The organism is Kocuria arenosa (genome assembly GCF_042879215.1).
GTDB classification, from domain to species: Bacteria; Actinomycetota; Actinomycetes; order Actinomycetales; family Micrococcaceae; genus Kocuria; species Kocuria arenosa.
Map to the genome: position 1 here is coordinate 306,479 of NZ_JBHZTA010000003.1, position 26,174 is coordinate 332,652.

Genomic DNA, 26,174 nt, shown 5'->3' on the forward strand with positions numbered 1-26,174 from the left:
CATGGAAGCACTCGAACTGCTCGCCGGCGGCTTCGCCGGGGCGCTCACGCCCATGAACCTGCTGTGGGTCCTGATCGGCTGCCTTCTGGGCACCGCCGTGGGCGTGCTCCCGGGCCTGGGCTCCTCCATGGCGGTGGCCCTGCTGCTGCCCATGACCTTCGCCCTGGATCCCACCGCCGCCTTCATCATGTTCGCCGGCGTCTACTTCGGCGGCATGTTCGGCGACTCGACCATGGCCATCCTCATGAACACCCCCGGACAGGCCTCCGCGATCGCGTCGACCTTCGAGGGCCACAAGATGGCCAAGGACGGCCGGGCGCCCCAGGCGCTGGCCACCGCCGCAATCGGCGCGTTCATCGGCGGCATGGTCGCGGCCTGCGTCGTCGTCTTCCTCGCCCCGGCGCTGGCGGACTTCTCCGCGAACTTCGGTCCGGCCGAGTTCTTCGCCCTGGCGATCTTCGCCTTCATCGCCACGTCCTCGGTGGTCTCCGACTCCGCCGTCAAGGGCCTGGCGGCCCTCGTCCTGGGCCTGGGCTTCGCGACCGTGGGCATCGACTCCATCTCCGGCACCGAGCGCTTCAGCTTCGGGGTCCCGCAGATGTTCGACGGCATCTCCCTGGTCACCGTCACCGTGGCCATCCTGGCTCTGGGCGAGGTGTTCTTCGTGGCCTCCCGGATCCGCCGCGACCCCGCCGCCATGCAGATCTCCGCAGCGGGACGCCCGTTCCTGTCCCGCGCCGAGCTCAAGGAGGCCGCCCCGGCCTGGGCGCGCGGCACCGCGATCGGCCTGCCCTTCGGCGTCATCCCCGCCGGCGGCGCGGAGATCCCCACCTTCATCTCCTACGACGTCGAGCGGCGCATCGACCGCCGCCGCCCGAACCCCATGTTCGGCAAGGGCGCGATCCGCGGCCTGGCCGCCCCCGAGGCCGCCGGCAACGCCACCACCGGCACCGCCATGGGCGCGCTGCTGGCCCTGGGCCTGCCCGTCTCGGCCACCGCGGCGATCATGCTCGCGGCGTTCCAGCAGTACGGCCTGCAGCCGGGCCCGCTGCTGTTCGACCGTGCCCCCGAGCTGGTGTGGGCGCTGCTGGCCAGCTTCTTCATCGCGATGATCGTGCTGCTGATCATCAACCTGCCCTTCGCCCAGTACTGGGCCAAGCTGCTGCTGATCCCCAAGCCCTACCTCTACGGCGGGATCACGGTGTTCTGCGGCCTCGGTGTCTACGCGACCTCCGGGTCGGTGTTCGACCTGCTGCTGCTGCTGGGCATCGCCCTGGTCGGCTTCGCCATGCGCCGCCACGGCGTGCCCCTGGCCCCGCTGATGATCGGCATGGTCCTGGGGCCGCTGGCCGAGACCAGCATGCGCGACGCCCTGCTGTCCTCCAACGGCGACTACTCGGTCTTCGTGGCCGGTCCCATCCCGCTGGTGCTCTACGGCCTGCTGTTCATCGTGCTGGCGCTGACCGTCCGGTCCAAGATCGTCAACCGCGCCCGCCAGGACGTGTAGCCCCCGGTCCCACCGCGTGCCGCAGCGCCCCGCCCCGGGAGTCCCCGGGGCGGGGCGCCGCCGTTGCGGCGGTGACCACCTTCACGCGGGCCGCGACGGTCTCGAGCCGGCGACCTTCACCCGGGAACCACCGGAACGGTGCTCGGGACGCGGCGGGGTGGCAGGCCCCGGCGGACCCTCCCCGTGGTGGCCTCCGGTACTGGCCGGTCACGGTGATAATCACGACGGTCACGAAGGTCACGACGGTCACGACGGTCACGACGGTCACGACGGTCACGGCGGTCACGACGGTCACGGCGGTCACGGCGGTCACGGCGGTCACGGCGAAGAAGACCACGGACACGAGGACGCGGACGGCGGGACCGAAGTTGTTCTCCAGGGACCGGGCGACGGCGAACCGGACGAACCAGCAGACCGGGTCCGGGTGGTGCACCTCATGCCGTATCCTGTCGATAACCAACAACGGATCGTCCTCGCCGGCCTGTCCATCGCTCCGCGGAGCCCTGCTGCTGTGTCCAGGACGTTGAGACACGTCCGCACGGCGCGCCGGCCGGGGCTGGACACGGGGCGGACAGGAAGGGCGGATGGAGCGACGTCACGCGTGGGTCGACGACCTCCAGCCCGCGGAGCTCTCGCGCTCCACGCTCAAGGACTCGACCGAGGCCCTGATCCGCCGCGCACTGCTCAGCGGGGCCATGAAGCCCGGCGAGATCTACTCCGCCAACGCCCTCGCCGCCCGTCTCGGGGTGTCCAACAGTCCCGCCCGGGAGGCCATGATGTCCCTGGCCAACAAGGGGCTGCTCGAGCTCGTGCGCAACCGGGGCTTCCGGGTGGTGGAGCTCTCGGACCGCGACAAGCAGGAGGTCTACGACCTCCGCCGCCTCATCGAGGTGGAGGCGGTGCGCCGCGTGGCCGGGGCCGGCGTCACGGCCGAGCAGGCCGCGCTGCTGTGGACGCTGACAAAGACAACCGTGGACGCCGCCGCTGCGGACGGCATGCCGGAGTACCTCGAGGCCGACCAGCGTTTCCACGTCGCGCTCGTGGACATGCTGGGCAACAGCCGGTGGACGGCGATCGTGGAGAATCTGCGGGACCAGTCCCGCATCAACGGCTCCTACCACCTGCAGGAGCGGGGGCTGGTCCGGAGCAGCGCCGCGGAGCACCGGGGCATCACCGAGGCCGTCGTCGCCGGGGACCCGGAGCTCGCGGCGCAGCGGATGGTCCGCCACCTGGACTACGCCCGCCCCTGAGCCGGGGCGCGCGGACGGCATGCGGCTGCGCCCCTTCCCTCCCCTCGCCCGCAACGGGTCCTGCCACCCCTTGACGCCATCGGAGCTGTCGCCCCACTATAAGTTATCGATAACTCATAAGTCGCTGAGGGTTGCCGACGGACTCCGTTCCGAGCGGGCGGGCAGAAGGAGGAGGTGTCCGTGCCGGACCAGATCGTCGGGCTCGACCCGACCTACGCCACCGCCCAGCCCCCGGCGGCCGATGTCGTCGTCGTCGGCGGCGGGATCATGGGCCTCAGCACGGCCTGGCACCTCGCCGCGCAGGGGGTGCGCAACATCGTGGTGCTGGAGCGCGCCGACCTCGGCAGCGGGTCCTCCGCCAAGCCCCTCGGCGGGGTACGGGCGAACTTCTCCGACCCCGGCAACATCGAGCTCGGCCGGCGCTCCCTGGAGGCCTTCCGGCGGTTCCCCTGCCAGTTCGGGGTGGACATCGGGTTCCAGCAGGTCGGTTATCTCTTCCTGTGCCGCTCGGACGCCGAGGTGGAGGACCTGGAGCGAGCCACCGGGATCCAGAACGGCCTGGGGGTCGACAGCCGCATGGTGTCCCCCCAAGAGGCTGGCGAGATCAATCCGCTGCTCGACCCGGCGGCCCTGACCGGGGCCTCGTTCTCCCCCGGCGACGGGTTCGCCGCCCCCTCCGCGGTGATCGCCGGCTACGCCGCCGCGGCGCTCGAGCTCGGCGTGACGATCCTCGACCGCACCGAGGTGCTGGACGTCCAGCGCGGCACCGGCGCGATCGAGTCGGTGACCACCCAGCGCGGCACCATCCGCACGAACGCGGTCGTGTGCTGCGCCGGGGCCTGGAGCGCCCGGATCGGGGCCATGGTCGGCGTGGACCTGCCGGTGACCCCCGTCCGGCGGCTCATCGGCCTCACCCGGCAGCGCTCCCTGCCCTATCCCCGGGTGCCCTTCACCCTGGACCTCTCGACCACCTTCTACCACCACAACTACCGCAACGGCCTGCTGCTGGGCATCTCCCACCAGCAGGAGCCGGGGTTCTGCCGCGAGTTCGACCACGACTGGCTGCCCGAGCTCAACGCCGCGGCCGCCGTCTGCACCCCCCAGCTCGAGCACCCCGACCTCGAGGGCGGCTGGGCCGGCCTCTACGAGAACACCCCCGACCGCAACGCGCTCATCGGCGAGGCCGGGGAGCTGCCCGGCTTCTTCTACGCCACCGGGTTCTCCGGGCACGGCTTCCTCCAGGGCCCGGCCGTGGGAGAGCTGGTCGCCGACCTCTACCTGGACCGGCCCTCCTTCCTGGACGCCGGCCGCTTCTCCGCCGACCGCTTCTCCCGGACCGCCTCGGTCCTGCACGAGGTGAACATCATCTGAGCACCCGCCCCGATCCCGCGCCGCGCCCGGCGCCGCTCCCCGCACCGCTCCCCGCACCGCTTCCTGCACCGCTTCCCGCGCCGTTTCCCGCGCACCGAGAGGACGACCCGTCATGACATTCCAGCCGCTCTGGCAGCTGAGGGCCCAGTTCGCCCGCCGGCTGTCCCGGATGTACGGCGCGGAGGTGCCGGCCTACAACACCCTGGTCGACGTCTCCACCGCCGTGAACGAGGACTTCCTGGCCCGCCACGGCGCCGACGCCGAGCGCCTGGGCAGCATCGGCCGCGTCACCGCGGAGCGCCACGGCGCGATCCGCGTCGGCTCGCCGGGGGAGATGGCCCAGGTGGCGCGGATCTTCGCCGCGTTCGGGATGCACCCGGTGGGCTTCTACGACCTGCGCGACGCCTCCGCGTCCTCCGTGCCGGTCGTCTCCACGGCCTTCCGCCCCGTCGACCCCGAGGAGCTGGCCCGCAACCCCTTCCGGGTCTTCACCTCGATGCTCGCCGCCGACGACCCCCGGTTCTTCGGCGAGGACCTGCAGGAGCGGCTGTGGGACGTCATCGACCACCGCACCCTGTTCCCGGAGGAGCTGCTCGAGCTGGCGGACCGGTCGGCCGCCGACGGCGGCCTGGACGCCGAGGACGCCGAACGGCTGCTCCGCCTGGCCACCCGGTGCTTCGAGCTCTCCGACGAGCCGGTGGACCACGCCTGGTACCGGGAGCTCGAGGCCGTGTCCGCGGTGGCCTCCGACATCGGCGGGGTGACCACGACCCACATCAACCACCTCACCCCCCGCGTGCTCGACATCGACGACCTCTACGCGCGCATGGAGGCGCTGGGGATCACCATGATCGACGAGATCCAGGGGCCTCCGCGGTGGGACGGCCCGGACGTCCTCCTGCGGCAGACCTCGTTCCGCGCGCTCGCGGAGGACCGGGTGTTCCGCTTCGAGGACGGCACCGTGGGCCCCGGTGCGCTGCGGGTGCGCTTCGGCGAGGTGGAGCAGCGCGGCATCGCGCTCACCCCCGCGGGACGGGACCTCTACGACCGGATGGTCGCTGAGACCGACCGGCGGCTGGCCGACGGACAGGGCAACGGGGTCCGGGTCGACGTGGCCCGCACCGTGTGGGAGGGGGACCTCCCCCGCACCGAGCAGGAGCTGGCCCTGCGGGGCCTGGCCTACTTCACCTACTCCCTCGACGAGGACGCCCTCGGCCGCCGGGAGGCCCCCCTCACCGGCGCGGACCTCGAGCTCGGGGCGCTGATCGAGTCGGGCGTGGTGGTCCCGCAGCCCATCGTCTACGAGGACTTCCTCCCCCGCTCCGCGGCCGGGATCTTCCAGTCCAACCTCACCGACGAGGGCTCGCGCGACGACGCCCAGGCCGGCACCGACTACGACATCACCGTGCTGTCCCAGGTCGTGGGTCGCACGGTGATCGACCCCTACGAGCTGTACCAGCGCCAGCAGGACGCGTCGCTGGCCCGGCTGCGCGAGCGGCTCGGCGCCGTCGTCGCCGTCTGAGCCCCGTCACCGACAGCCACCGACCCACCCCACCGGACCTCACCAGACCACCAGGAGAAGCACCATGTCCCAGACCTTGCAGAACACCGCCCTGACCGCCGACGTCCACCGCGCCCTCCGGGCGTGCGGGGTCGACGTCGACGGGCTCACCGGCGGGCTCGAGGCCCGCAGCCCCCTGACCGGGGAGGTGCTGGCGGGCCTGCCCCTGGCCTCCGCGGCGGACGTCACCGCGGCCGTCGACCGGGCCGCCGAGGCGTTCCCCGCCTGGCGCGACGTCCCGGCGCCGGTGCGCGGGAACGTGGTCAAGCGCTGGGGCGAGCTGCTCACCGAGCACAAGGAGGACCTCGCCGTGCTCGTGCAGGCCGAGGCCGGCAAGATCACCTCCGAGGCCCTCGGCGAGGTCCAGGAGATGATCGACATCTGCGACTTCGCCGTCGGCCAGTCCCGCATGCTCTACGGCCGGACCATGCCCTCCGAGCGTCCCGGGCACCGGCTCATGGAGACCTGGCACCCACTGGGCGTCGTGGGCGTCATCTCGGCCTTCAACTTCCCCGTGGCCGTCTACTCCTGGAACACCGCCCTCGCCCTGGTCTGCGGCGACACCGTCGTGTGGAAGCCCTCGGAGACGGTCGCGCTCAGCGCGATGGGCTCCCACGCGCTCCTGGGGCGCGCGGTGCGCGACTGCGGTGCCCCCGCCGAGATCCACCAGCTGGTCCTGGCCGACCGCGAGGGCGGCCAGAGCCTCGTGGACGACGCCCGGGTCGCCCTGGTCTCGGCCACCGGTTCGGTGCGGATGGGCCGCGAGGTGGCCCCGCGCGTGGCCGCCCGGTTCGGCCGCTGCCTGCTCGAGCTGGGCGGGAACAACGCCGCGGTCGTCGCGCCCAGCGCCGACCTCGACCTCGCCCTGCGGGGGATCGTGTTCTCCGCCGTGGGCACGGCGGGCCAGCGCTGCACCACCATGCGGCGCCTCATCGTGCACGAGTCCGTGGTGGACGTCCTCACCGAGAAGCTGGTCCAGGCCTACGGCACCCTCAGCATCGGCGACCCACGAGAGGCTTCCACCCTGGTCGGACCGCTCATCGACGAGAACAGCTACGAGGCCATGCAACGGGCCCTCCGCTCCGCCGAGGCGCAGGGCGGCACCGTCCTGACCGGCGGTGAGCGGGTGCTGGCCGAGGAGCGGCCGGAGGCCTTCTACGTCCGGCCGGCCGTGGTGCGGATGCCGGCGCAGACCGCGGTGGTGCAGGAGGAGACCTTCGCCCCGATCCTCTACGTGCTCACCTACTCGGAGTTCACCGAGGCGATCGAGCTGCAGAACGGCGTGCCGCAGGGCCTGTCCTCCGCGGTCTTCACCAACGACCAGCTGGAGGCCGAGCGGTTCCTCTCCTCGGCCGGCTCCGACTGCGGGATCGCCAACGTCAACATCGGCACCTCCGGCGCGGAGATCGGCGGGGCCTTCGGCGGCGAGAAGGAGACCGGCGGCGGCCGGGAGTCCGGCTCCGACTCCTGGAAGGCCTACATGCGCCAGGCCACCAACACCGTCAACTACTCCGGGGGGCTGCCGCTCGCCCAGGGCGTCAAGTTCCTCTGACCCCGTCCCCCGCGCCCGGCGACCCCGCAACGGCCTGCCGGGCGCGGGCCTTCCCGCCCCGTCCCCGAGCGCTGGAAGCATCCCCGTGACCAGCCTCTTCGACCTCATGCCCCGGGCCACCGGTGCGGCGGGCTCCGCCCGGCGCCGCGCGTGGGCGGACCAGGTCCGGGAGGATGGGAGGACGCCCCGCGTCGTGATCTCACGTTTCCGGGGGCGCAGCCGTCTACGGGGTGATGGAGACGAAAGAGCCTTTCGAGACGCTGGTGAGCCGGCACGGCCCCGTGGTGTGGCGGGTCTGCTGGGCCGTGCTGAGCACCCACGCCGACGCCGAGGACGCGTGGTCGGAGACGTTCCTGGCCGCCCTGCGGGCTTACCCGGACCTGCCGGCCACGGCGAACGTGCAGGCGTGGCTGGTGACGATCGCCCACCGCAAGGCGGTCGACGTCGTCCGGGCGCGGTCCCGGGCGGCGGTGCCCGTGGCCTCGCTCCCCGAACCACCGGCCCACCGGGACGTGCCGCGCGAGCACGACTCCCCGCTCTGGGCTGCCGTGGCCGCCCTGCCGCCCAGGCAGCGGCACGCCGTGGTCTACCGCTATCTGGGCGGACTGCCCTACCGGCAGATCGCCGAGCTGCTGGGCGGCACCCCGGAGGCCGCCCGCCGGGCCGCCGCCGACGGCGTGGCCACCCTCCGCAGGACACTCGCCACGGCCGTCCCCACGCCCCTTGCCGAGACCCTCGCAGAGCCCGACCGGACAGGACAGGACCGATGACCACCCATCCCTTCAGCACGCCCTCGAACTCACCCCTGCACGACCTCCGCGCCGACCTCGTGCCGGAGACCGTCCTGCGAGGCCTGCACCGCCGCCTGGAGCACGGTGCCGCCGCGGCGGGTCTGCTCGACGTCGCGTACACGACCGTCAGCACCCCGGTGGGAGTGCTGCTGCTGGCCGCCACGGAGGAGGGCCTGGTGCGGGTCGCCTACGCCCGGGAGGACCACGAGGTGGTCCTGCAGGACCTCGCGCGCCGGATCAGCCCGCGGGTGCTGCGCGCCCCGGCCCGCCTGGCTCCGGCGGTGCGGCAGCTCGAGGAGTACTTCGCCGGGACCCGCACCCGCTTCGAGCTCCCGCTGGACCGGTCGCTCTCGCACGGGTTCCGGCGCCTGGTCCAGGAGCACCTGCCCGAGATCGGCTACGGCCGCACGGAGAGCTACGGCGCGGTGGCCCGGTCGGTCGGGCGCCCGCAGGCCGTGCGGGCGGTGGGCACGGCGTGCGCCACCAACCCGCTGCCGGTGGTCGTGCCGTGCCACCGCGTGCTGCGCAGCGATGGCGGACTGGGCGGATACGTCGGCGGCCTCGAGGCCAAGACGGCGCTGCTCGAGCTGGAGGCGGCGGCCTGAGAGCGCACGGCGCAGGCCCCGCGGCTCCGGGGACGCGCAGTCAGGGACATGCGAGCCAGGAGTAGGCCCCTGCCTCAGGGGTACGCGCCTCAGCGGCCCGGAGCGCAGAGGCGGGGCGCGACGTCCACGTGCCGGATGGCGCGGGTTAAACACAGACGTTACGGAGGAGAAACCACTGCGCCGCACCCCGCGGACATGCTTTACCTGTCAGATGACAGGAACTCCGCTCGTGCGGAGCCCAGGCGGGGAGAAGCACATGATCATTCTCGGGGTCGGCATCACCGTGCTGGCGGTGCTCATCATCGGCGTGCTCATGGCGCGCAAGGTGGACGGCGACAGCACCAACTATCTCGTGGCCGGCCGGCAGCTGGGGATGCCGCTGGTCGCGGTGTCCCTGACCGCGGCGGCCGTGGACTCGAACGCCACCGTGGGCAACACGGACCTCACCTCGGGCTACGGCTTCTGGGCCGGCGCCTCCCTGGCCCTCGGCCTGGCGGTGTGCCTGCTCCTGGCCGGGCTCTTCCTGGCCAAGCCCATGAACAGGCTGCGCCTGTTGACCCTCGGCGACTTCTTCCGGATCCGGTACGGCCGGACCACCGAGACGCTCGCCTCCGTGATCATGATCTTCGCCTTCACCTTCCTGCTGGCCGGCAACCTGGTGGCGTGCGGGTTCCTGCTGGAGTACTTCGCCAACGTCCCGTACTCGATCGGGGTGGTCGTGGCCAGCACCCTGGTGCTCAGCTACACCCTGGCCGGCGGGCTGTTCTCCGACGCCTACACGGCGGTGCTGCAGACCGTGATCACCGTGGTGGCCGCCGTGGCGCTCATCGCATGGGTCGCCCTGACCTACGGCATCGTCATCCCGGAGGGCATGGGCCCGTTCGACCTCGAGCAGCTCACCAGCTCGGAGGCCGGCGCCCCGATCAACTGGGCCACGCTCATCGCCCTCGGCATCGGCGACCTCGTGGCGATCGACTTCATGCAGCGGATCTTCGGCGCGAAGAGCCCCAAGGTGGCCCAGCGCTCGTGCTTCGTGGCCGCCGGCACCACCGCGGTCATCGGTACGATCTTCGCCCTCGTTGCCCTCACCGCCTCCTCCGTGCTGGGGCTCTCAGCGGAGAACGGCCCGATCCTCTACACGCTGCTGGGCGAGTACGCTCCTCCGCTGCTGGCCGTGCTCGTGCTCTCCGGCATCGTGGCCGCGTCCTTCTCCACGGCCTCCGGGGCCATCCTGGCCACCTCCGCCGTGACCGTGCGCAACGTCTTCAACGTCCGCCGCACCGAGATCTCCGGCGCCCACGACCCCCTGCTGCGCTGGACGCGCCTGGCCATGCTGCCGGTGGTGGTCATCGGGATCCTGCTGGCCGTGCGGGTCAGCCAGACCGGGATCCTGCTGACCCTGGCCTTCGATCTCATGCTCGCGAGCCTGTCCGCCTCGTTCATCCTGGGCACCTTCTGGCGGCGTCCCGGCGCCCGGGCCGCCCTGGCCGCGGCGCTCGTGGGCCTGACCAGCCGGCTGGTGTTCCTCGTGCTGACGCCCACGATCTACGGCGCCCCCAACGACCTCTTCCACATCGAGAACACCCTCGTCACGAGTGCCTTCGACGGCTGGGCCACCCTCGTGGCGGGCGCCCTCGGCTGGCTCACCTACGTCCTGGTCGGCCTCACCGCGGCCCGCGCCCAGGCCGAGACGGACACCCAGCGGCTCGAGCTGTACCGGCTCTACCGCGAGCAGACCCCCTCCGGGCTCACGCCCCGGGCCCACACGGCCCCGGCCCCCGCGCAACCGGCCGAGCCGCCGGTCCCGGCCGGGGTCTGAGCTCCGACACGAACCCACCACGGCCCGACCCCGGTCGACCGGCGTCCGGCGCCCGGCGTCCGAGATCAGCCGCAGCCACCGACCGCACGGCCGGGTACGCGCCTCAACCGCCGAGAGCTCAGAGGCGCGGCATGACGTCCGCGTGCCGAGTGGCGTGGTCGTAGGCGCGGGCGGTCCGGAGCAGCTCGACGTCGCGCCCGTGCGCGGCGACGAGCTGCAGCCCCACGGGCAGACCACCGGGGCTGAAGCCGCCCGGCACCGAGACGGCCGGGCACCCGGTGGCCGAGATCAGGCTCGCCGAGCGCATCCACTCGACATATGTCTGCATCGGCATACCCGCGACCGTGCGGGGCCAGCGCTCCTCGGAGGGGAACGGCAGGACCTGGGAGGTGGGCGTCAGCAGCACGTCCCACCGGTCGAAGAACGCGCGCACCGCCTCGTGCAGGCGGGTGCGCGCCAGGGCGGCGTCCATGAGCTGCTCGGCGGTCAGCGCCAGCCCCTTCTCGACGTTCCAGACGATCTCCGGCTTCACGAGCTCGCGGTGCTCGGCGACCACCGTGCGCAGGTTGACGGCCATGTCGAAGGCCCGGGTCACGTCGAACACCTCGTCGGCGTCGCGCAGGTCCGGGACGGCCTCCTCGACCACGGCGCCCAGCTCCTCGAGCACCCGCGCCTGGGCGAGAAGCACCGCGACGATCTCCGGCTCCACCGGGACGCCGAGGCCGAGGTTCGTGCTCAGCCCGATCCGGACGCCGGCGAGGGGGCGGGTCCCGGGGTCGGGCGGGTCCTCTGCCGCGAGCGCCCGGAACCCCGTCCGCGGCGCCGGGCAGTCGAGGGGGATCCGCGGATCGGGGCCGGCCAGCACGGACATGGCCAGGGCGATGTCGTCCACGCTGCGGGCGAGCGGACCGGAGCGGCCCAGCCACGCCCAGGCGTTGCCGGCGGGCGCCGAGGGCACGACCCCGGCGGAGGGCCGGAACCCGGCGATGTTGCAGAACGCGGCCGGGTTGCGCAGGGACCCGCCCATGTCGGAGCCGTCGCCCAGGGGCTGGATCCGGGATGCGATCGCCGCGGCCGCCCCGCCGCTGGACCCGCCCGCGCTGCGGTCGAGCGCCCAGGGGTTGTTCGTGGTGCCGAAGATCTCGTTGAAGCTGTGGGAGCCCGCGGCGAACTCGGGCACGTTGTTCTTCCCGGTGCTGATCACCCCGGCCGCCGTGAACCGCGCGACGATCAGGTCGTCGTGATCCGGGACGTGCTCCGCGAACACCGGGGAGCCGGAGGTGGTGCGGATCCCGGCGGTGGCGTGGGTGTCCTTGTGCGTCATCGGCACCCCGTGCAGGGGCGGCAGCTCGTCCGCGGGCGTGACGGCGGTGAGCTCGTCGGCGCGGGCGGCGGCCTCGTACGCCTGCTCCCGGACCTGCGTGACCACGGCGTTGACGGCGGGGTTCACGGCGTCGATCCGTGCGAAGTGCGCGTCGAGCACCTCCCGCGCGTTGACCGTGCGCGCCCGGACGGCCGCGGCGAGGTCCCGGGCGGAGAGCTGGAGCGGCTCCGCTGTGCCTGCGCCCCCCGTCATCGGGTGCCCACGCGGGAGAGGATCGCGCTGATCGCGGCCGTGACCCCGGTGCTCAGCGTGGGTTCCACGACGGGGGCGAAGAACGGCGAGTGGTTGGTCGGCACCGGTGCGTCGCCGTCGACCGCCTCGTCGGACATCCCGCCGAAGAACCAGTAGACACCGGGCACCCCCAGGGCATCGGGCAGGTGCCCGAAGTCCTCGCTGCCCATCTGCGCGGGGCGGTCCAGCACGTTCTCCCCGCCGAGGGCCGCGCCGAGGACGGTGCGGAGGGAGTCCGTCTCGCCCGGGTCGTTGACGAGCAGCGGAAAGGTGTAGATCTCGTCGATCCGGGGCTCTGGGGCCCCGGAGGTGACGGCCTCCCCGCGGATGACCCGCCGGAGCGCGGCCAGCACCTGCTCCCGGACGTCGGCGTCCAGGTTGCGCACGTTGACGGTGAACTCCGCGACCGCCGGGATGATGTTCTCCTTGAGCCCGGCGTGGAAGCTGGCGATGGTGACCACCGCCGCCTGCTGGGCGGGGATCTCGCGGGAGACGATGCTCTGGATCCGCACCACCATGTGAGCGGCGAGCACCACCGGATCGATCGTGTCCTCGGGGCGGGAACCGTGGCCGCCCCGGCCGTGGACCGTGACCTTCCAGCTGTCGGCCATCGCCATGGCCGGGCCGCTGGTGAGTTCGACCTGACCGGCACGCCCGGGCCAGACGTGCTGGCCGTAGACGATCTCGGGGCGGGGAGCGCGGTCCCACAGGCCGTCCTGCAGCATCGCCATCGCGCCCTCGGCGGTCTCCTCGCCCGGCTGGAACAGGAAGACCACGGTTCCGGCCCAGGCGTCGCGGTTCCCGGCCAGCAGGGTGGCCGCCCCGACGGCGCTCGTGATGTGGGTGTCGTGCCCGCACGCGTGCATGATGGGGACCTCGGTCCCGTCCGGCAGCACTCCCCGGGCGGTCGAGGCGTAGTCCAGGCCGGTGTCCTCCGCCACGGGCAGGGCGTCGGTGTCCGCCCGGAAGCCGACCACCGGTCCGTCGCCGTTGCGCAGCACGGCCACCACCCCCGTGCCGCCGCAGACGAAGGTCTCGCAGCCCAGTTCGTCCATCCTCTCCCGGATCAGTGCGGCGGTCGCGTGCTCCTGCATCGACAGCTCGGGCGCGCCGTGCAGGTGGCGGTACAGGGTGTGCAGGTCCTCGCGCAGCTCGGTGGAGATCTCGGGCAGCGTGCCAGGTGAGACGGTCATGGTGTCCTCTCGGGGATGGTCGGGGTGATGTGTCGGGGAGAACGTTCCGGCGCCTGTGCAGCGGCGCGTGACGGTCCGGTGCGACGGTCCGCGGCGCTACTGCTCCTCGCCGGGGCCGGTGCGCTCCGCCCGCCGGTTGCGGAGCACCCACGCCAGGACCATGGTGGCCAGGACCACCACCGCCGTGGCGAAGTTGCGGAACGTGGTGCCCAGGACGGGCACCAGCAGCAGCTGGACGACCGCGCCCACGGCGAGTGCGATGAGGAGGATCCGCGGCTGCTTCACGTAGGCGGCGAGCTGCACGATCACGGCGCCGATGATGGCCGGGAAGATGTAGAGCCGGGCCACCTCGACGACGGATTCCGGCACCACGCTGACCAGCCAGGTGCCGAGGATGCCGACGAAGAGCAGCAGGGAGAAGATGTGCACGACGGCCGCGCCGCAGATGGCCATGACGGCCGCCAGCTCCGCTCGGCGGGTTCCGGGCTTCGCGCCGATGGCCGCCTGGGCCACGATCGCGGAGGGCAGCAGCTTGTTCGCGATGTTCCCGATCATGAAGGCCTGGTACATCGCGGCGGGCCCCAGCACGGGGTAGTAGGTGATGGGCTCGACGACGGCGAGGATCGCGAAGACCGCCGCGACCGCCAGGAAGGCGGTCACGACGTCGGACAGAGGGATGTCCAGATCGGAGAAGAGCAGCAGATACACCGGGCCGGCGTAGGAGAACAGCAGGCCCAGGACCATGGTGAGCCGTCCCCAGCGGGACGTGGTGCGGTCGTAGACGGCGTAGGCGGTGGCTGACGTGCCGGTCGGTGAGGCCATGACGACTCCTTCGGGTTCTCGGGGCGGTCAGGCCGTGGGGCCCATGCCGGCGCCGTGGGCGAAGTAGGCGACGACCAGGCCGATGATGATCGAGAAGCCGAGCCCCCACTCCCGCAGCCACGGCGCCCCGAGGGCCCGCGCGAGCAGCAGGCACACGGCCATCACGATGGCGGAGACCACGACCGTCAGAATGTGCACGGAGCCCTTGGGGAGCTCGGCGATGCCCAGGGAGGCGAAGGCGGCCAGCAGCGCGGCCGAGGGGACGATCGCCATCAGCGCGGGGTTCACCGACCGGAGCTTGACGTCCCCTCTCTTCAGCAGGGGCGTCAGGATCAGCGTCGACAGCATCCACAGACCGCCGGAGAGGCTCATGGCCAGGAAGGCCACGGTGAAGACGTCCGGCGTCCAGCCCGCCCCGCCCAGTTCGGCGTCCAGGGTCCCGGCGGCGAGGTTGGCCGAGGAGGTCTCGGTCGCGGCCGAGCCGACCAGTCCGATGCGCACGAGCACGGCCGGGGCTCCGAACAGCGGCAGCAGGGCGACCGCGACGACCACCACGGCGAGGGAGGGGCCGATCGCGGCGACGCCGCCCGAGCGGAAGGACTGGCGCAGGTCCTGTGCGGTGAAGCCCACGTCGGGGCCTACGAGCCGGGCGGCGCGCACGTAGATGACGGTCTGCAGGATGATCACGGCGAAGACCGCCAGGGCGCAGAACCACAGGAAGGGCGTGTTGACGTAGTCGGACAGCGTGTTCATGGGGAGCCTCCGCTCGAGGAGTGTCGTGCTCGGGTCGTGGCCGTCCGGACGCCCCGGCGGCCGGAGATCACAGCGGCGCGGTGTCCAGGGAACGGAGGGTCTCGCCGAGGACGTGGACGCCCCGGCCGATCTCCAGGGGGTCGGTCCACTCCTCGGGGCAGTGGCTCCGGCCGCCGCGGGAGGGGACGAAGATCATCGCCATCGGCGCCAGGGCCGCCATGTGCACGGCGTCGTGCGTGGCGCCGCTGGGGATCGCCCGCCAGGAGTACCCGAGCCGGTCGGCCGTCGCGGCGACCACGTCGTGGGCGCGCGGATGGGTGTCGACGACGTGGTTGTCCGTCGTCCAGTCGAACTCGACGTCGACGCCGTAGCGGCGGGACGCGGCGAGAACGGACTCCCCCAGTTTCCGACGGGCCCCGGACAGCCACGACCGGTCGATGCTCCGCAGCTCGCCCCGCAGGTCGACCGCGCTGGGGACCACGTTGGGGGACGGCGAGAGATTGTCGGCGTGGGTGGCGGTCGCCACCCCGTTGCCGGGGGCCCCGCAGCCCTCGCGGCGCACCGCCAGGACGGCCTCGGCGGCGGCCACCATGGCATCCTGCCGGTCGGCGACGGGCCGGGTGCCGGCGTGGTCCTCCCGGCCGGCGAAGTGGGCCACGAAACGTTCGATGCCGCAGACGGAGGTCACCACGCCGATCTGCTCCCCGCCCCGCTCGAGCGCCGGACCCTGCTCGATGTGGAGCTCCACGAAGGCGTGCAGCGGGCCCGGACCGGGAGGGGACGACTGCAGCACGGCGGATGGGTCGAGGCCGAAGTCCTCGTAGGCCGCGGCCAGGGTCTTCCCGGCCCCGTTCCTGCGGGCGAGGTCGGCGGCCGTCATCTCCCGGGCCATGGACCGGCTGCCCAGGCAGCTGAGGCCGAAGTCGTTGGGCTCCTCGCCGAGGAAGTCGACGACCAGGAGGTCCCGGGTCAGCGGGGAGCCCGAGGCGCGGATGCTCCGGGCGACCTCGATGGCCGCCAGCACGCCGACGACTCCGTCGAAGCGCCCTCCGCCGTCGACAGTGTCCGAGTGGGACCCGGTCATCAGCGCGGGCGCGGCGGGCCGGGCACCGGCGAGCCGGCCGACAAGGTTCCCGGCGACGTCCCGGCGCACCTCCAGACCGGCGTCCTTCATCCGCGCGGCGACCCACTCCCGGGACTCCCGGTAGGGATCGCTGAAGACCTGGCGCGTCCACCCCCGGCGGTCGTCCCGGCGCAGCCGGGACAGCTGACCGACCTGCTCCTCGACCCGCTGGCTCGTCTCCTCCAGATCGAACTGCATCGAGCACGTCCTTCCTGCTGAGCCGTCGGGTCCTGCGCCGCTCGCACGGCCGGGAACCGGCGCCGGGGCGCGACGGACGTCCTGGTCAGTCATGCCGCACGTTACCCACTCCGGGGCCGTCCGGCCAGGGCTCGGCCCCCGGTCCGCTCAGGCCGCGGCCGCCCGGTAGGCGGCCCAGCCGCCGTGGACCGTGATGTCCTCGGCGCCGACGAGCGCCCACGGCTCCACCAGGAACCCGGGCAGCTCCCGGCCGTCGGCGAGCTCGACCCTGCCGATGGCCATGGGCGCGGGCAGCCCGGCGACGAACGTGCCGAACGCGGCGGCGTCCAGCGCCCAGACCTCCACGGCCAGGGCCGCCCCGCGGCCCGGGGCGCGCACCACCCCTGGCTTGGCGGGCGCGGTGTCCAGGGCGAACATCCGGTACGCGGCGGCCGTGGTCGTGGCCTCCACGAAACGGGCGGCCAGGTCGAGCAGCTGCGGGTTGAGCGGCTGGCCGCGCAGGTGGGCTCCCGCGACCACGAGCAGCACCTCCACGGCGCCGGGCGCAGCGGAGGCAGAGGCAGCGGTGGAGGACACGGCCATCGCGGGCGCACCCGACGAGGACACCGAGGACGCGGGATCAGCGGCCACCGAAGCCCCCCTCCCGGGCCACGTCCACGAGCCGGTCGTCCTGGAACGTGTCCCCGACGAGCTGCACGCCGAAGGGCAGGCCGTCCACCCGGCCGGCGGGGACCGCGAGCGCGGAGAGGTCGAGCAGGTTCACGAAGTTGGTGAACCGGCCCATCCGGCTGTTGGCGCCCACGGGATCGGCCGCGACCTCCGCCAGGGTGGGGTGGCAGGTGGTGGTGGGCAGCACGAGGGCGTCGAGCGCCCCGAACACCTGCCGGGCCCGGCGGGCGCAGCCGTCGAGGTACTCCTGGTCGGCGAAGACCCGGTGGGCGGGGATGTCCCGGGCGCCGGTGATGATGCGCCCGACCGTGGGGTCCACGTCGGCGGGGTGGGCGTCCACGAACGAGCCCACGGCCGTCCAGCGCTCGGCGACGAACGCGCCGTCGTAGAGCAGCGTCGCGGCCGCGAGGAACGGCTCGATGTCCACCGGCACGGTCCGGAAGCCGCGCTCCCCGAGCTGCCGGACGGCGGCGGCATAGGCCTCGGCCCAGCCGGGGGCGAGCTCCCCGAGCTGCTCGGGTTCGGCGAACCCGACGACGCGGTCCAGCCGGGCCGGTCGCAGCGCGGCGGGCGGGCGGGAGCGGGCGTCGCCGTCGTCGGCCCCGGCCATGACGTCCGCCGCGAGGCGGGCGAGGCGCAGCTCCCGGGCCATGGTGGTCACCACGTCCTGGCTCCGGCACGCGGGCACCACCCCGGTGGAGGGCACGACGCCCTTGGTGGGCTTCACCCCGTACAGCCCGTGCAGGGCCGCGGGCACCCGCCCGGAGCCGGCGGTGTCCGTGCCCAGGGCGAAGTCCGCGAACCCGAGGGCCACGGCCACCCCGGAGCCGCTGGAGGACCCCCCGGAGATCCGGGCGGGGTCCTCCGCGTGCCGGACCGCCCCGTACGGGCTGCGGGTGCCGACCAGGCCGGTGGCGAACTGGTCGAGGTTGGTGCTGCCCAGCACCACCGCGCCCGCCTCCTTCAACCGGCGGACCACCACCGCGTCGCACTCCGGCTCGTAGCCGAAGGCGGGGCACGCCGCCGTGGTCGGCAGACCGGCCACGTCGATGTTGTTCTTCACCGCGAACAGGGTCCCGGCCAGCGGCAGGTGCTCACCGGCGGCACGGGCGGCCAGGGCCCGGGCGACGTCCTCGGCCACGTCCCGCTGGCAGCGCAGGCCGATCCACACCTCCGGTCGGCTCGCCTCCTCGACCAGGCGGTAGCGCCGCGCCACGAGCTCGCGGGCTGTGCGCTCGGCCGCGTGCGGGGAGCCGGCCGGGGGTGCTGCGGTCTCTGCTGTCGTCGTCATGCGTGTTCTCCTCGTGCTGATGGGGTCCGGGCCACGGCTCGGACCGTCTCGGTGGCGGGTGCAGGGGTGGCCGGGTCGGCCGTGCGGACGACGGCCAGGACGGCGCCCGGGCCCACGTGCGCCCCGGGCTCGACGACGATGCTGTGCACCACGCCGTCCGTGGGGGCCGTCACGGGGGCCTCCATCTTCATGGCCTCGACCGCCATCAGGGTCTGGCCCTCCCGCACCCGGTCGCCCACCCGGACGTCCACCCGGAAGACGTTGGCGGCGAACTGCGCCTCGACGCCCTCGCACCCGTGCGGGATCTGCACGGCGACGTCGTCCTCCACGGCCACCTCGGCGAGCGCGGCCACGCGCTCGAACTCGCCCGCTTCCTCCCACGCCTGGCGCTCGTCGTCGAAGGCCGCCTTCCGGCGGGCCTCGAAGGCGTCGATGCCCTCCCGGTGCTCGGCGAGGAAGGCCTCGTGATCGGCCATGGAGAACTCGCCCTCCTCGATCCGCAGGGGGAGCCGGCCCACGGCCATGTCCGCGCGCATCTCCGCCAGCTCCTCGGAGGAGACCGGGTACCACTTGATCCGGTCGAAGAACCGGAGCAGCCAGGGGGTGCCCTCCTCGTAGGGCCCGCGCTGCCGGTGGGTGGACCACACTTGGGTGGTCCGGCCCACGAACTGGTAGCCGCCGGGGCCCTCCATGCCGTAGATGCACAGGTACGCCCCGCCGATGCCCACGGCGTTCTGCGGGGTCCAGGTCCGGGCCGGGTTGTACTTCGTGGTGACCAGCCGGTGCCGGGGGTCCACCGGGGTGGCCACGGGCGCGCCCAGGTAGACGTCGCCCAGGCCCAGGACCAGGTACTCCGCCTCGAAGAGCACCGAGCGGACGTCCTCGACCGAGTCCAGGCCGTTGATCCGGCGGATGAACTCGATGTTCCACGGGCACCACGGGGCGTCGTCGCGCACGCCCTTCTCGTACCGCAGGATGGCCTCCCGGGTGGCGGGATCGTCCCAGGACATCGGCAGGTGCACGGTGCGGCTGGGCAGCCGCAGGTCGTGCGTGGGGGGCAGCGCGGCGTCGAGGGCCAGCACGCGCCCGAGCACCTCGTCCAGGCCGAGCCGGTCCGGGTCGAGGTGGATCTGCAGGGACCGGATGCCCGGGGTCATCTCGAGCACTCCGGTCAGCGCCCCGTCGTCGACCAGCTGCTGCAGGGCCCGCCGCAGCGCCTCGATCCGCATGCGGGAGGCGATGTCCAGGGTCATCTCGCCGTACTCGACCAGCAAGTTGGAGTCGCCGCTGCGCCGCACGGTCAGGGAGGGGCGGTCCGCGGTGGCGGGCACGGAGTCGACCACGCCCCCGTCGACCACGGCGTCCCGGCCCGGGGCCACCCGGGCCCGCGGGTCGCGGCGCAGCTCCGCGGCCTGGGCCTGGGTGATGGGCACGAAGCGCACCCGGTCCCCGGCGCGCAGCTGGCCCAGCTTCCACTTCTGGCCCTCGGCCACCGTGGCCGGGCACGTGAACCCGCCCAGGCTGGGACCGTCGGGGCCGAGCAGGATGGGCATGTCGCCGGTGTAGTCCACCGCGCCCACGGCGTACGGGGTGTCGTGGATGTTGGAGGGGTGCAGGCCGGCCTCGCCGCCGTCGCGGCGGGCCCACTGGGGCTTGGGGCCCACCAGGCGCACGCCGGTGCGGTCGGAGTTGAAGTGGACCTCCCAGTCGGCGGCGTAGAACTCCTCCATGTCGGCCACGGTGAAGAACTCGGGAGCGGCGTGGGGGCCCTCCAGGACGCCGACCTCCCAGTAGGAGCCCACCTGCGGGCGCTCGGCCAGCGGGACGTCGGCGACCTCGTGGGCCACGGCCGGGGTGCTGATCCCGAGGACGTCGCCGGGGGCCAGAGCGCGGCCGGCGGCGCCGCCGATCTCGCCCTGCACGAAGGTCGCGGCGGAGCCCAGCACCAGCGGGACGTCCAGGCCGCCCTCCACGAGCAGGTAGGCGCGCATGCCCTGCTCGGCGCGGCCGATCGCCAGGACGTCCCCGGTCACCAGCTCGAGCACGGCCCACTGCGCCACGGGCTCCCGGTTCACCAGGACCTCCACGGGGGCGCCGGTCACCATGACCCGGCTGGGCGTGTGGAAGCGCAGGGTCGGCCCGGCCACCGTCACCTCGAGGCCGGCCGCGCGCTCGGGGTTGCCCAGTGCCTCGTTGCCCAGCCGGAAGGACAGCTCGTCCATGGGGCCCGACGGCGGAATCCCCACGGGCCAGTACCCGATCCGCCCGGGCCGGTCCTGGACGGTGGTCAGCAGCCCGGACTTCAGCACCTCGAGTCGCGGCTGGGCGCTGCGCACGCCCTCCAGCGTGGCGGTGGAGTGCTGCACGTCCCGTACCACGGGCAGCTGCGGGATCGCCCGCAGCACGCCCAGGTTGGTGGCCACGCCGTGCACGCGGGCCTGCTCGAGGGCCGCGGCGAGGTTCGCCCACGCCTGCTCCCGATCCTCGCCGTGGGCGACGAACTTGCTCAGCAGGGGGTCGTAGAAGGCGCTGACCTCGGTGCCGACCTCGATCCAGGAGTCCACCCGGATGCCGTCCGGGACCACGAGGCCGGTGACGGTGCCCGCGCTGGGCAGGTTGTCCAGGTCGGTGTTCTCCGCGTACACCCGGGCCTCCACGGCGGCGCCGCGGGCCGTGAGCTCGGAACCCAGCATGGTGCGGTCACCGCCGGCCAGGCGGAGCATCCACTCCACGAGGTCCACGCCGTAGACGGCCTCGGTGACGGGGTGCTCGACCTGCAGGCGGGTGTTGACCTCCAGGAAGGCGGCCTCCTGGCGCACGGGGTCGTAGATGAACTCGACGGTCCCGGCGGAGCGGTAGGCGACGGAGGCGCACAGCCGCCGGGCGGCGTCGTGGATCGTGGTGCGCACGGGACCGGGCAGGTCGGGGGCCGGAGCCTCCTCGACCACCTTCTGGTGGCGGCGCTGGAGGGTGCAGTCGCGGTCGCCGACCACGAGGACGTCGCCGTGGCCGTCGCCGAAGACCTGCACCTCGACGTGGCGGGCCCGCTCCACGAGCCGTTCCAGGAAGACCCCGGCGGAGGAGAAGTTCGCCCCGGCCACGCGCCGGACGCCCTCCCACGCCCCGCGCAGGTCCTCGGCGTCGCGGCACTCCTGCATGCCGATCCCGCCGCCGCCGGCGGTGGCCTTGAGCATCACGGGCCAGCCGATCTCCTCGGCCTGCGCGAGGGCGTCCTCGAGGGAGTCGAGCAGACCGGTCCCGGCGAGCAGGGGCACCTCGGCGGCCACGGCGGCGTCCCGGGCCGTGTGCTTGGACCCGAAGATCCGCAGCTGATCTCCGGTGGGGCCGACGAAGGCGATCCCGGCCGCCTCGCAGGCCTCGGCGAATGCGGTGTTCTCGGAGAGGAAGCCGTAGCCGGGGTGGATCGCCCCGGCCCCGGTGCGCTGGGCCGCGGCGATGATCTTCCCGATGTCCAGGTAGCTCTCCGCGGCGGGCGAGGCCCCGAGGTGCACGGCCTCATCGGCGGCGCTGACGTGCAGGGAGCCGCGGTCGGCGTCCGAGTACACGGACACGGCCCGCATTCCGAGGGCCTGGACGGAACGGATGATCCGGACGGCGATCTCGCCGCGGTTGGCCACGAGGACGGTGTCGAAGGTGCTCATGCTCAGGCCTCCTGCCCCGCCGCGGCCGCCGCGCCGGCGGAGACGATCATCTCGGCGCGGGACGGGTCGAAGCCGTTGCACGGGTTGTTGATCTGCGGGCAGTTGGAGACGACGACGAGCACGTCCCGCTCCGCCCGCAGGCTCACCGACAGTCCGGGCGCGGAGATGCCGTCCACGATGCCGAGGGCGCCGTCGGGGTCCACCGGGACGTTCATGAACCAGTTGACGTTGGAGACCTGGTCCCGCTTGCCCAGGCCGTACTGGGAGAGCTCGGCCAGGAAGTTGTCGGCGCACCCGTGCTGGGACCAGGTGTGGTGGCCGTAGCGCAGGGTGTTGGACTCCTTGGAGCAGGCGCCACCGAGGGTGTCGTGGCGCTCCACGTCCGTGCCGACGACGGTCAGCAGCGGGTCGTGCTCGTTGCTGCGCAGCACCGACCCGGCGGTCAGGTAGACACTGTCCTGGCCCTGCAGGGTGGCCTGCGCGCTGTAGGCCCGGGCGGTGTCCACGGCGTCGTAGACCAGGAAGTCGACGGCCTGGTTGCCGTCCACGTCCACGATGGTCAGCACCTGGCCGGCCGTCAGGACGGCGGACCAGGGGGCGAGGGGCGCCACGGTCTCGCGGCGGAGCTCGGGGCCGAACCGGGACGCGAGGGTTCCGGTGGCCGGGGTGGTGGTGCGGGCGGTGGTGGCAGCAGTCATGGCGGGGTTCCTTGTTCTCGTCGCTCGTCGCTCGGGGGATCAGGCCTGGCCGCGGGCGCGGAGGTACTCGGCGGTGTTCTGGTAGGCGCGGCGGCGCTCGGGGGTGGAGTTCCAGGCCGGCGCCTCGGGCGAGGTGGGCCGGGCGCGCCACGCGACGACGTCGAGCGGGGTGCTCACGTACTCGTCGCGCGGGTCCAGCGGGTGGGCGGCGTTGGCGATCAGCAGCACGCACGGCATCTCGGTGACGAAGGTCAGGGCGGCGCCGGCCCCGGCGGATCCCGTGAACACCGGGCGTCCGGAGGTGGCGATCTCGACGCCCTGGAAGAAGGAGACGCAGGGCGGGACGTCCCGCCGGGAGAGCCCGTGCTTGGCGCCCGCGAGGACCAGCAGCTCGCGGCCGGCGGGGCTGGGGCCGTGCGGCTGGCCGTCCCCGTAGCGCTCCTCGTTGCGGGCCCGGGAGCTGACGCCGTAGAGGGCGTCGTGCTGGCCCGAGCTGTCCTCGACGACCGTGGCCAGCGCGCGGCCCTGGTCGGAGAGCAGGACCTGCCCCGCACCGGAGTAGACCTGCCACTGGATCTTCACGGTGTCGGCCACGTTGAGCCGCTCGAAGGGCTCGGCGGCGTTGTAGAGCAGGACCGAGGCGCAGGCGTCGCCGCGCACGTCGGTGAGCCGGACGGCGGTCCCGCGGTCCAGGACCTTGTGGGTGTAGTTGCCACCGGCCACGCGCTCGGCCCACACGAGGTCCTGCGGGACCACCCGGGCCGGAGCCGCGGTGCAGGTCGTGGCCGGGACGGTGGGGCGGCACTCGACCGCGGTGCCCTCCTGGGCGCGGGCGTGGGCCCGGGCCCCGGCGGTGGTCCCCGTCGAGGACGTGGTCTGGGTGTCGGTCATGGCCGGCTCCTTCTCCGAAAGACTTTTCTGTCGCTTGACAGATATAGAACCAGGGCCGGATTTCGCCCCGGTTCGGCGCCTGTTTCGGCTGTGTAACTCCGTTGCCGGCACCGGCGTCCCGGGGATTGGTAGGTTCGACGGCGTGACGAAGAGCCCAGGACGCCCGCGCAAGAGCAGCACCTCCCCCACCGGGCGCGGCGCCGAGCAGGACATCCTCCACGCGGCCGGGGAGCTGTTCGTGCGCCACGGCTTCGGCCGCACGAGCACCCGGGCCGTCGCGGAGGCCGCCGGTCTCCAGCAGGCGAGCGTCTACCACTGGTTCCGCTCCAAGGAGGACGTTCTGCTGCGCCTCGTGCTCGGCACCGTGCTGCCCTCGCGCCGGCTCGCCGAACGGCTGCTCGCCGCGGACGCCCCCGGGCACGTGACGCTCTGGGCACTGTGCTTCGCGGACACCCGGCTGCTCCTGGCGGACCCCCAGAACCTCGGGGCCCTCTACTTCGCCCCGGAGCTGCGGACGGAGGGCTTCGAGGAGTTCCACGGGAACCGGGACGCGCTGGAGCGGATCTACGGGGAGCTGCTGGAGCGGACCAGCGGGCACCCCGCCACGGCCTTCGACGCCGCCGTGGTCATGGGGCTCGTGGAGAACGTGATCCTCCAGCGGCAGCGGACGGACCCGCGGCTGCCCGAGGACGCGGCGGCCCGCATCGCGGACGCGGCGCTGCGGTTGGCGGAGGTGCCCGACCGGGTGACGGAGGAGACCCGGCGCCGGGCCCTGGACCTGCTGGAGCGCCTCGACCGGGCGGACTGACACCCTCCCCGCGGCCGGCGGCCCGTCATCCCCTGAGCGGCGCCGGACCGAGCCCGTAGCATGGGAGGATGCTCTCGCGCCACGGAACTCCGGTCCCGACCAGCCCTGCGCCCCGGAGCGGGGGTGAGCGCTGATGTGCGGCATCGCCGGTGAGGTCCGGTTCGACGGCGCCGCCGCGGACCCGGGCACGATCCACCGCATGACGTGCGCCCAGTCCGGCCGCGGTCCGGACGGGCAGGGCGCCTGGGCCCAGGGGCCGGTGGCCATGGGCCACTGCCGGCTGAAGATCGTCGACCTGAGCCCCTCGGGCGGACAGCCGATGGTCGACTCCCGGCTGGGGCTGTCGATCGTGTTCAACGGGATGATCTACAACTACCGGCAGCTGCGCGAGGAGCTGCGCGGGACGGGCTACGAGTTCTTCTCCACCTCGGACACGGAGGTGGCCCTGAAGGCCTACCACCGCTGGGGCCGGGAGTGCGTCGACCGCTTCCACGGCATGTTCGCCTTCGCGCTCACCGAGCACACGAGCGGGCGCACGGTCCTGGCCCGCGACCGGCTGGGCATCAAGCCGCTCTATGTCGACCACACTGGGTTGCGGCTGCGGTTCGCGTCCACGGTGCAGGCGCTGCTGGCGGCCGGGGACGTCGACACCTCGATCGACCGCACCGCCCTGTCCTACTACCTCACCTTCCACTCGGTGGTCCCGGCCCCGCGCACGATCCTCCAGGGCGTGCGGAAGCTGCCGCCGGCGACCGTGCGCACGGTCGAGCCCGACGGCTCGGCCTCGGACCACGAGTACTGGAGCCCCCAGTTCACCCGCGACGAGGACCGCTCGGACTGGTCCGGGCAGGACTGGCAGGACGGGCTCGTCGAGAAGCTGCGCACCGCGGTGAGGCGGCGCATGGTGGCGGACGTCCCCGTGGGCGTGCTGCTGTCCGGCGGCATCGACTCGAGCCTCGTCGTCGCCCTGCTCGCGGAGAGCGGGCAGGAGGACCTGCAGACGTTCAGCATCGGCTTCGAGTCCCGGGGCGAGGAGTCCGGGGACGAGTTCGAGTTCTCGTCCCTGGTGGCCCGCCGCTTCGGCACCGACCACCACCAGATCGCGATCGACGACGCCCGCCTGGTCCCGGCGATCGACCAGACCGTCGCCGCGATGAGCGAGCCGATGATCAGCCACGACTGCGTGGCCTTCTACCTGCTCAGCGAGGAGGTCTCGAAGCACGTCAAGGTGGTGCAGTCCGGCCAGGGCGCCGACGAGGTGCTCGGCGGGTACCACTGGTACCCGCCGCTGGCCGACGTCGCGCGAGACGACGCCCGCAGGACCTACTCCGAGTCGTTCTTCGACCGGCCGTGGTCCCGGCTCGCGAAGGTCCTCTCCCCCGAGTGGATGGCGACCCACGACGCGCCGACCGCGTTCATCGAGCGCCATTTCGGCCGCCCCGGCGCGGAGACCGCCGTGGACGCCGCCCTGCGCACCGACTCCACGGTGATGCTCGTGGACGACCCCGTGAAGCGCGTCGACAACATGACCATGTTCTGGGGCCTCGAGGCGCGGGTGCCGTTCCTCGACCACGAGCTCGTCGAGTTCGCCGGGCGCATCCCCCCGGAGCTCAAGCTCGCCGACGGCGGCAAGGGCGTGCTCAAGCGCGCGGCGCGCGGCATCGTCCCGGACGAGGTGATCGACCGGAAGAAGGGCTACTTCCCCGTCCCGGCGATCCGCACCCTCGAGGGCGGCACCCTGGACCGGGTCGAGGCCGCCCTGACCGACCCGGCGGCGGTGCGGCGCGGGCTCTACAACTCGGAGGTCGTGGAGACCCTGCTGGCCGACCCGAACCAGCACCACACGCCGCTGCGCTCCAACGTGCTGTGGCAGCTGGGCCTGCTGGAGATGTGGCTGCAGGAGAACGGCGTCGCCTGACGGCTCGAGCGGCCGGACCCACGACGACGGCGCGCCCCGCCACCCGCTGCGGGTGGAGGGGCGCGCCGCTGTCGCCG

General features: G+C 73.2%; 21 protein-coding genes. 10 read left to right on the plus strand and 11 right to left on the minus strand.

The genetic code is table 11. The features are described 5' to 3' along the window. The first annotated feature begins 1 nt into the window (after position 1). Positions 2-1,507, plus strand: a complete 1,506-nt coding sequence (locus ACFYE3_RS07415; RefSeq protein WP_387607552.1) for a tripartite tricarboxylate transporter permease — start codon at positions 2-4, stop codon at positions 1,505-1,507. Here the strand turns inward: ACFYE3_RS07415 and ACFYE3_RS07420 are convergent. Continuing rightward, positions 1,482-1,940 (minus strand): hypothetical protein, encoded by a 459-nt coding sequence (locus ACFYE3_RS07420; RefSeq protein WP_387607554.1) that lies wholly within the window; start codon positions 1,938-1,940, stop codon positions 1,482-1,484. The two genes, ACFYE3_RS07415 and ACFYE3_RS07420, sit on opposite strands and share 26 nt — an antisense overlap. 151 nt (positions 1,941-2,091) lie before the next feature. Between ACFYE3_RS07420 and ACFYE3_RS07425 the strand changes: the two genes are divergently transcribed. From ACFYE3_RS07425 to ACFYE3_RS07455, 7 genes are all read left to right on the plus strand, one after another. Then, the gene (locus tag ACFYE3_RS07425) at positions 2,092-2,757 is read left to right on the plus strand and encodes a GntR family transcriptional regulator (RefSeq protein WP_387607556.1); all 666 of its coding nucleotides are present in this window, start codon (positions 2,092-2,094) and stop codon (positions 2,755-2,757) included. Positions 2,758-2,937: 180 nt separating this feature from the next. Then, positions 2,938-4,128: an NAD(P)/FAD-dependent oxidoreductase gene (locus tag ACFYE3_RS07430; RefSeq protein WP_387607558.1), complete on the plus strand. Its 1,191-nt coding sequence runs from the start codon at positions 2,938-2,940 to the stop codon at positions 4,126-4,128. 112 nt (positions 4,129-4,240) lie between these two features. Continuing rightward, positions 4,241-5,650 (plus strand): 2-oxoadipate dioxygenase/decarboxylase, encoded by a 1,410-nt coding sequence (gene hglS / locus ACFYE3_RS07435; RefSeq protein ID WP_387607560.1) that lies wholly within the window; start codon positions 4,241-4,243, stop codon positions 5,648-5,650. Between the two features lie 64 nt (positions 5,651-5,714). Then, positions 5,715-7,241 (plus strand): L-piperidine-6-carboxylate dehydrogenase, encoded by a 1,527-nt coding sequence (gene amaB / locus ACFYE3_RS07440; RefSeq protein WP_387607562.1) that lies wholly within the window; start codon positions 5,715-5,717, stop codon positions 7,239-7,241. Positions 7,242-7,474: 233 nt separating this feature from the next. Further along, positions 7,475-8,011 (plus strand): RNA polymerase sigma factor, encoded by a 537-nt coding sequence (locus ACFYE3_RS07445; protein WP_387607565.1) that lies wholly within the window; start codon positions 7,475-7,477, stop codon positions 8,009-8,011. Continuing rightward, positions 8,008-8,637 (plus strand): methylated-DNA--[protein]-cysteine S-methyltransferase, encoded by a 630-nt coding sequence (locus tag ACFYE3_RS07450; RefSeq protein WP_387607567.1) that lies wholly within the window; start codon positions 8,008-8,010, stop codon positions 8,635-8,637. Before ACFYE3_RS07445 ends, ACFYE3_RS07450 begins: the two co-directional genes overlap by 4 nt. A gap of 256 nt (positions 8,638-8,893) precedes the next feature. Beyond that, complete coding sequence (locus ACFYE3_RS07455; protein ID WP_387607568.1) at positions 8,894-10,456, plus strand: sodium:solute symporter family protein; 1,563 nt, start codon at positions 8,894-8,896, stop codon at positions 10,454-10,456. Positions 10,457-10,574: 118 nt separating this feature from the next. Here ACFYE3_RS07455 and ACFYE3_RS07460 read toward each other — a convergent pair whose 3' ends face one another. The 10 genes from ACFYE3_RS07460 to ACFYE3_RS07505 form a co-directional block, all read right to left on the minus strand. Further along, entirely contained in the window at positions 10,575-12,032 is a 1,458-nt protein-coding gene (locus ACFYE3_RS07460; RefSeq protein WP_387607570.1) for an amidase family protein, read from the minus strand. Next, complete coding sequence (locus ACFYE3_RS07465) at positions 12,029-13,264, minus strand: amidohydrolase (RefSeq protein WP_387607572.1); 1,236 nt, start codon at positions 13,262-13,264, stop codon at positions 12,029-12,031. The genes ACFYE3_RS07460 and ACFYE3_RS07465 overlap by 4 nt, the downstream gene beginning before the upstream one ends. 96 nt (positions 13,265-13,360) lie before the next feature. Beyond that, on the minus strand, positions 13,361-14,086 hold the full coding sequence (locus ACFYE3_RS07470) for a hypothetical protein (protein WP_387607573.1): 726 nt from the start codon (positions 14,084-14,086) through the stop codon (positions 13,361-13,363). Between the two features lie 27 nt (positions 14,087-14,113). Next, positions 14,114-14,839: a DUF5058 family protein gene (locus tag ACFYE3_RS07475; RefSeq protein ID WP_387607575.1), complete on the minus strand. Its 726-nt coding sequence runs from the start codon at positions 14,837-14,839 to the stop codon at positions 14,114-14,116. 67 nt (positions 14,840-14,906) lie between these two features. Further along, on the minus strand, positions 14,907-16,160 hold the full coding sequence (locus ACFYE3_RS07480) for a M20 family metallo-hydrolase (RefSeq protein WP_387607577.1): 1,254 nt from the start codon (positions 16,158-16,160) through the stop codon (positions 14,907-14,909). A 147-nt stretch (positions 16,161-16,307) separates the two neighbouring features. Continuing rightward, positions 16,308-16,790 (minus strand): allophanate hydrolase-related protein, encoded by a 483-nt coding sequence (locus ACFYE3_RS07485; protein WP_387607579.1) that lies wholly within the window; start codon positions 16,788-16,790, stop codon positions 16,308-16,310. Then, positions 16,780-18,120 carry an allophanate hydrolase gene (locus ACFYE3_RS07490; protein ID WP_387607581.1) on the minus strand — a complete coding sequence of 447 codons (1,341 nt, stop codon included), beginning with the start codon at positions 18,118-18,120 and terminating at the stop codon, positions 16,780-16,782. Before ACFYE3_RS07490 ends, ACFYE3_RS07485 begins: the two co-directional genes overlap by 11 nt. Then, positions 18,117-21,782: an urea carboxylase gene (uca, locus tag ACFYE3_RS07495; RefSeq protein ID WP_387607583.1), complete on the minus strand. Its 3,666-nt coding sequence runs from the start codon at positions 21,780-21,782 to the stop codon at positions 18,117-18,119. The genes ACFYE3_RS07490 and uca overlap by 4 nt, the downstream gene beginning before the upstream one ends. Before the next feature lie 2 nt (positions 21,783-21,784). After that, a complete protein-coding gene (locus tag ACFYE3_RS07500) occupies positions 21,785-22,480 on the minus strand; it encodes an urea amidolyase associated protein UAAP2 (RefSeq protein WP_387607585.1) in 696 nt (231 codons plus the stop codon). Positions 22,481-22,519: 39 nt separating this feature from the next. Continuing rightward, positions 22,520-23,371 (minus strand): urea amidolyase associated protein UAAP1, encoded by an 852-nt coding sequence (locus ACFYE3_RS07505; RefSeq protein WP_387607587.1) that lies wholly within the window; start codon positions 23,369-23,371, stop codon positions 22,520-22,522. A gap of 142 nt (positions 23,372-23,513) precedes the next feature. Between ACFYE3_RS07505 and ACFYE3_RS07510 the strand changes: the two genes are divergently transcribed. Then, positions 23,514-24,179, plus strand: a complete 666-nt coding sequence (locus ACFYE3_RS07510) for a TetR/AcrR family transcriptional regulator (protein ID WP_387607589.1) — start codon at positions 23,514-23,516, stop codon at positions 24,177-24,179. Between the two features lie 133 nt (positions 24,180-24,312). Further along, the gene (locus ACFYE3_RS07515) at positions 24,313-26,097 is read left to right on the plus strand and encodes an N-acetylglutaminylglutamine amidotransferase (protein ID WP_387607591.1); all 1,785 of its coding nucleotides are present in this window, start codon (positions 24,313-24,315) and stop codon (positions 26,095-26,097) included. The last annotated feature ends 77 nt before the right edge of the window (positions 26,098-26,174 follow it).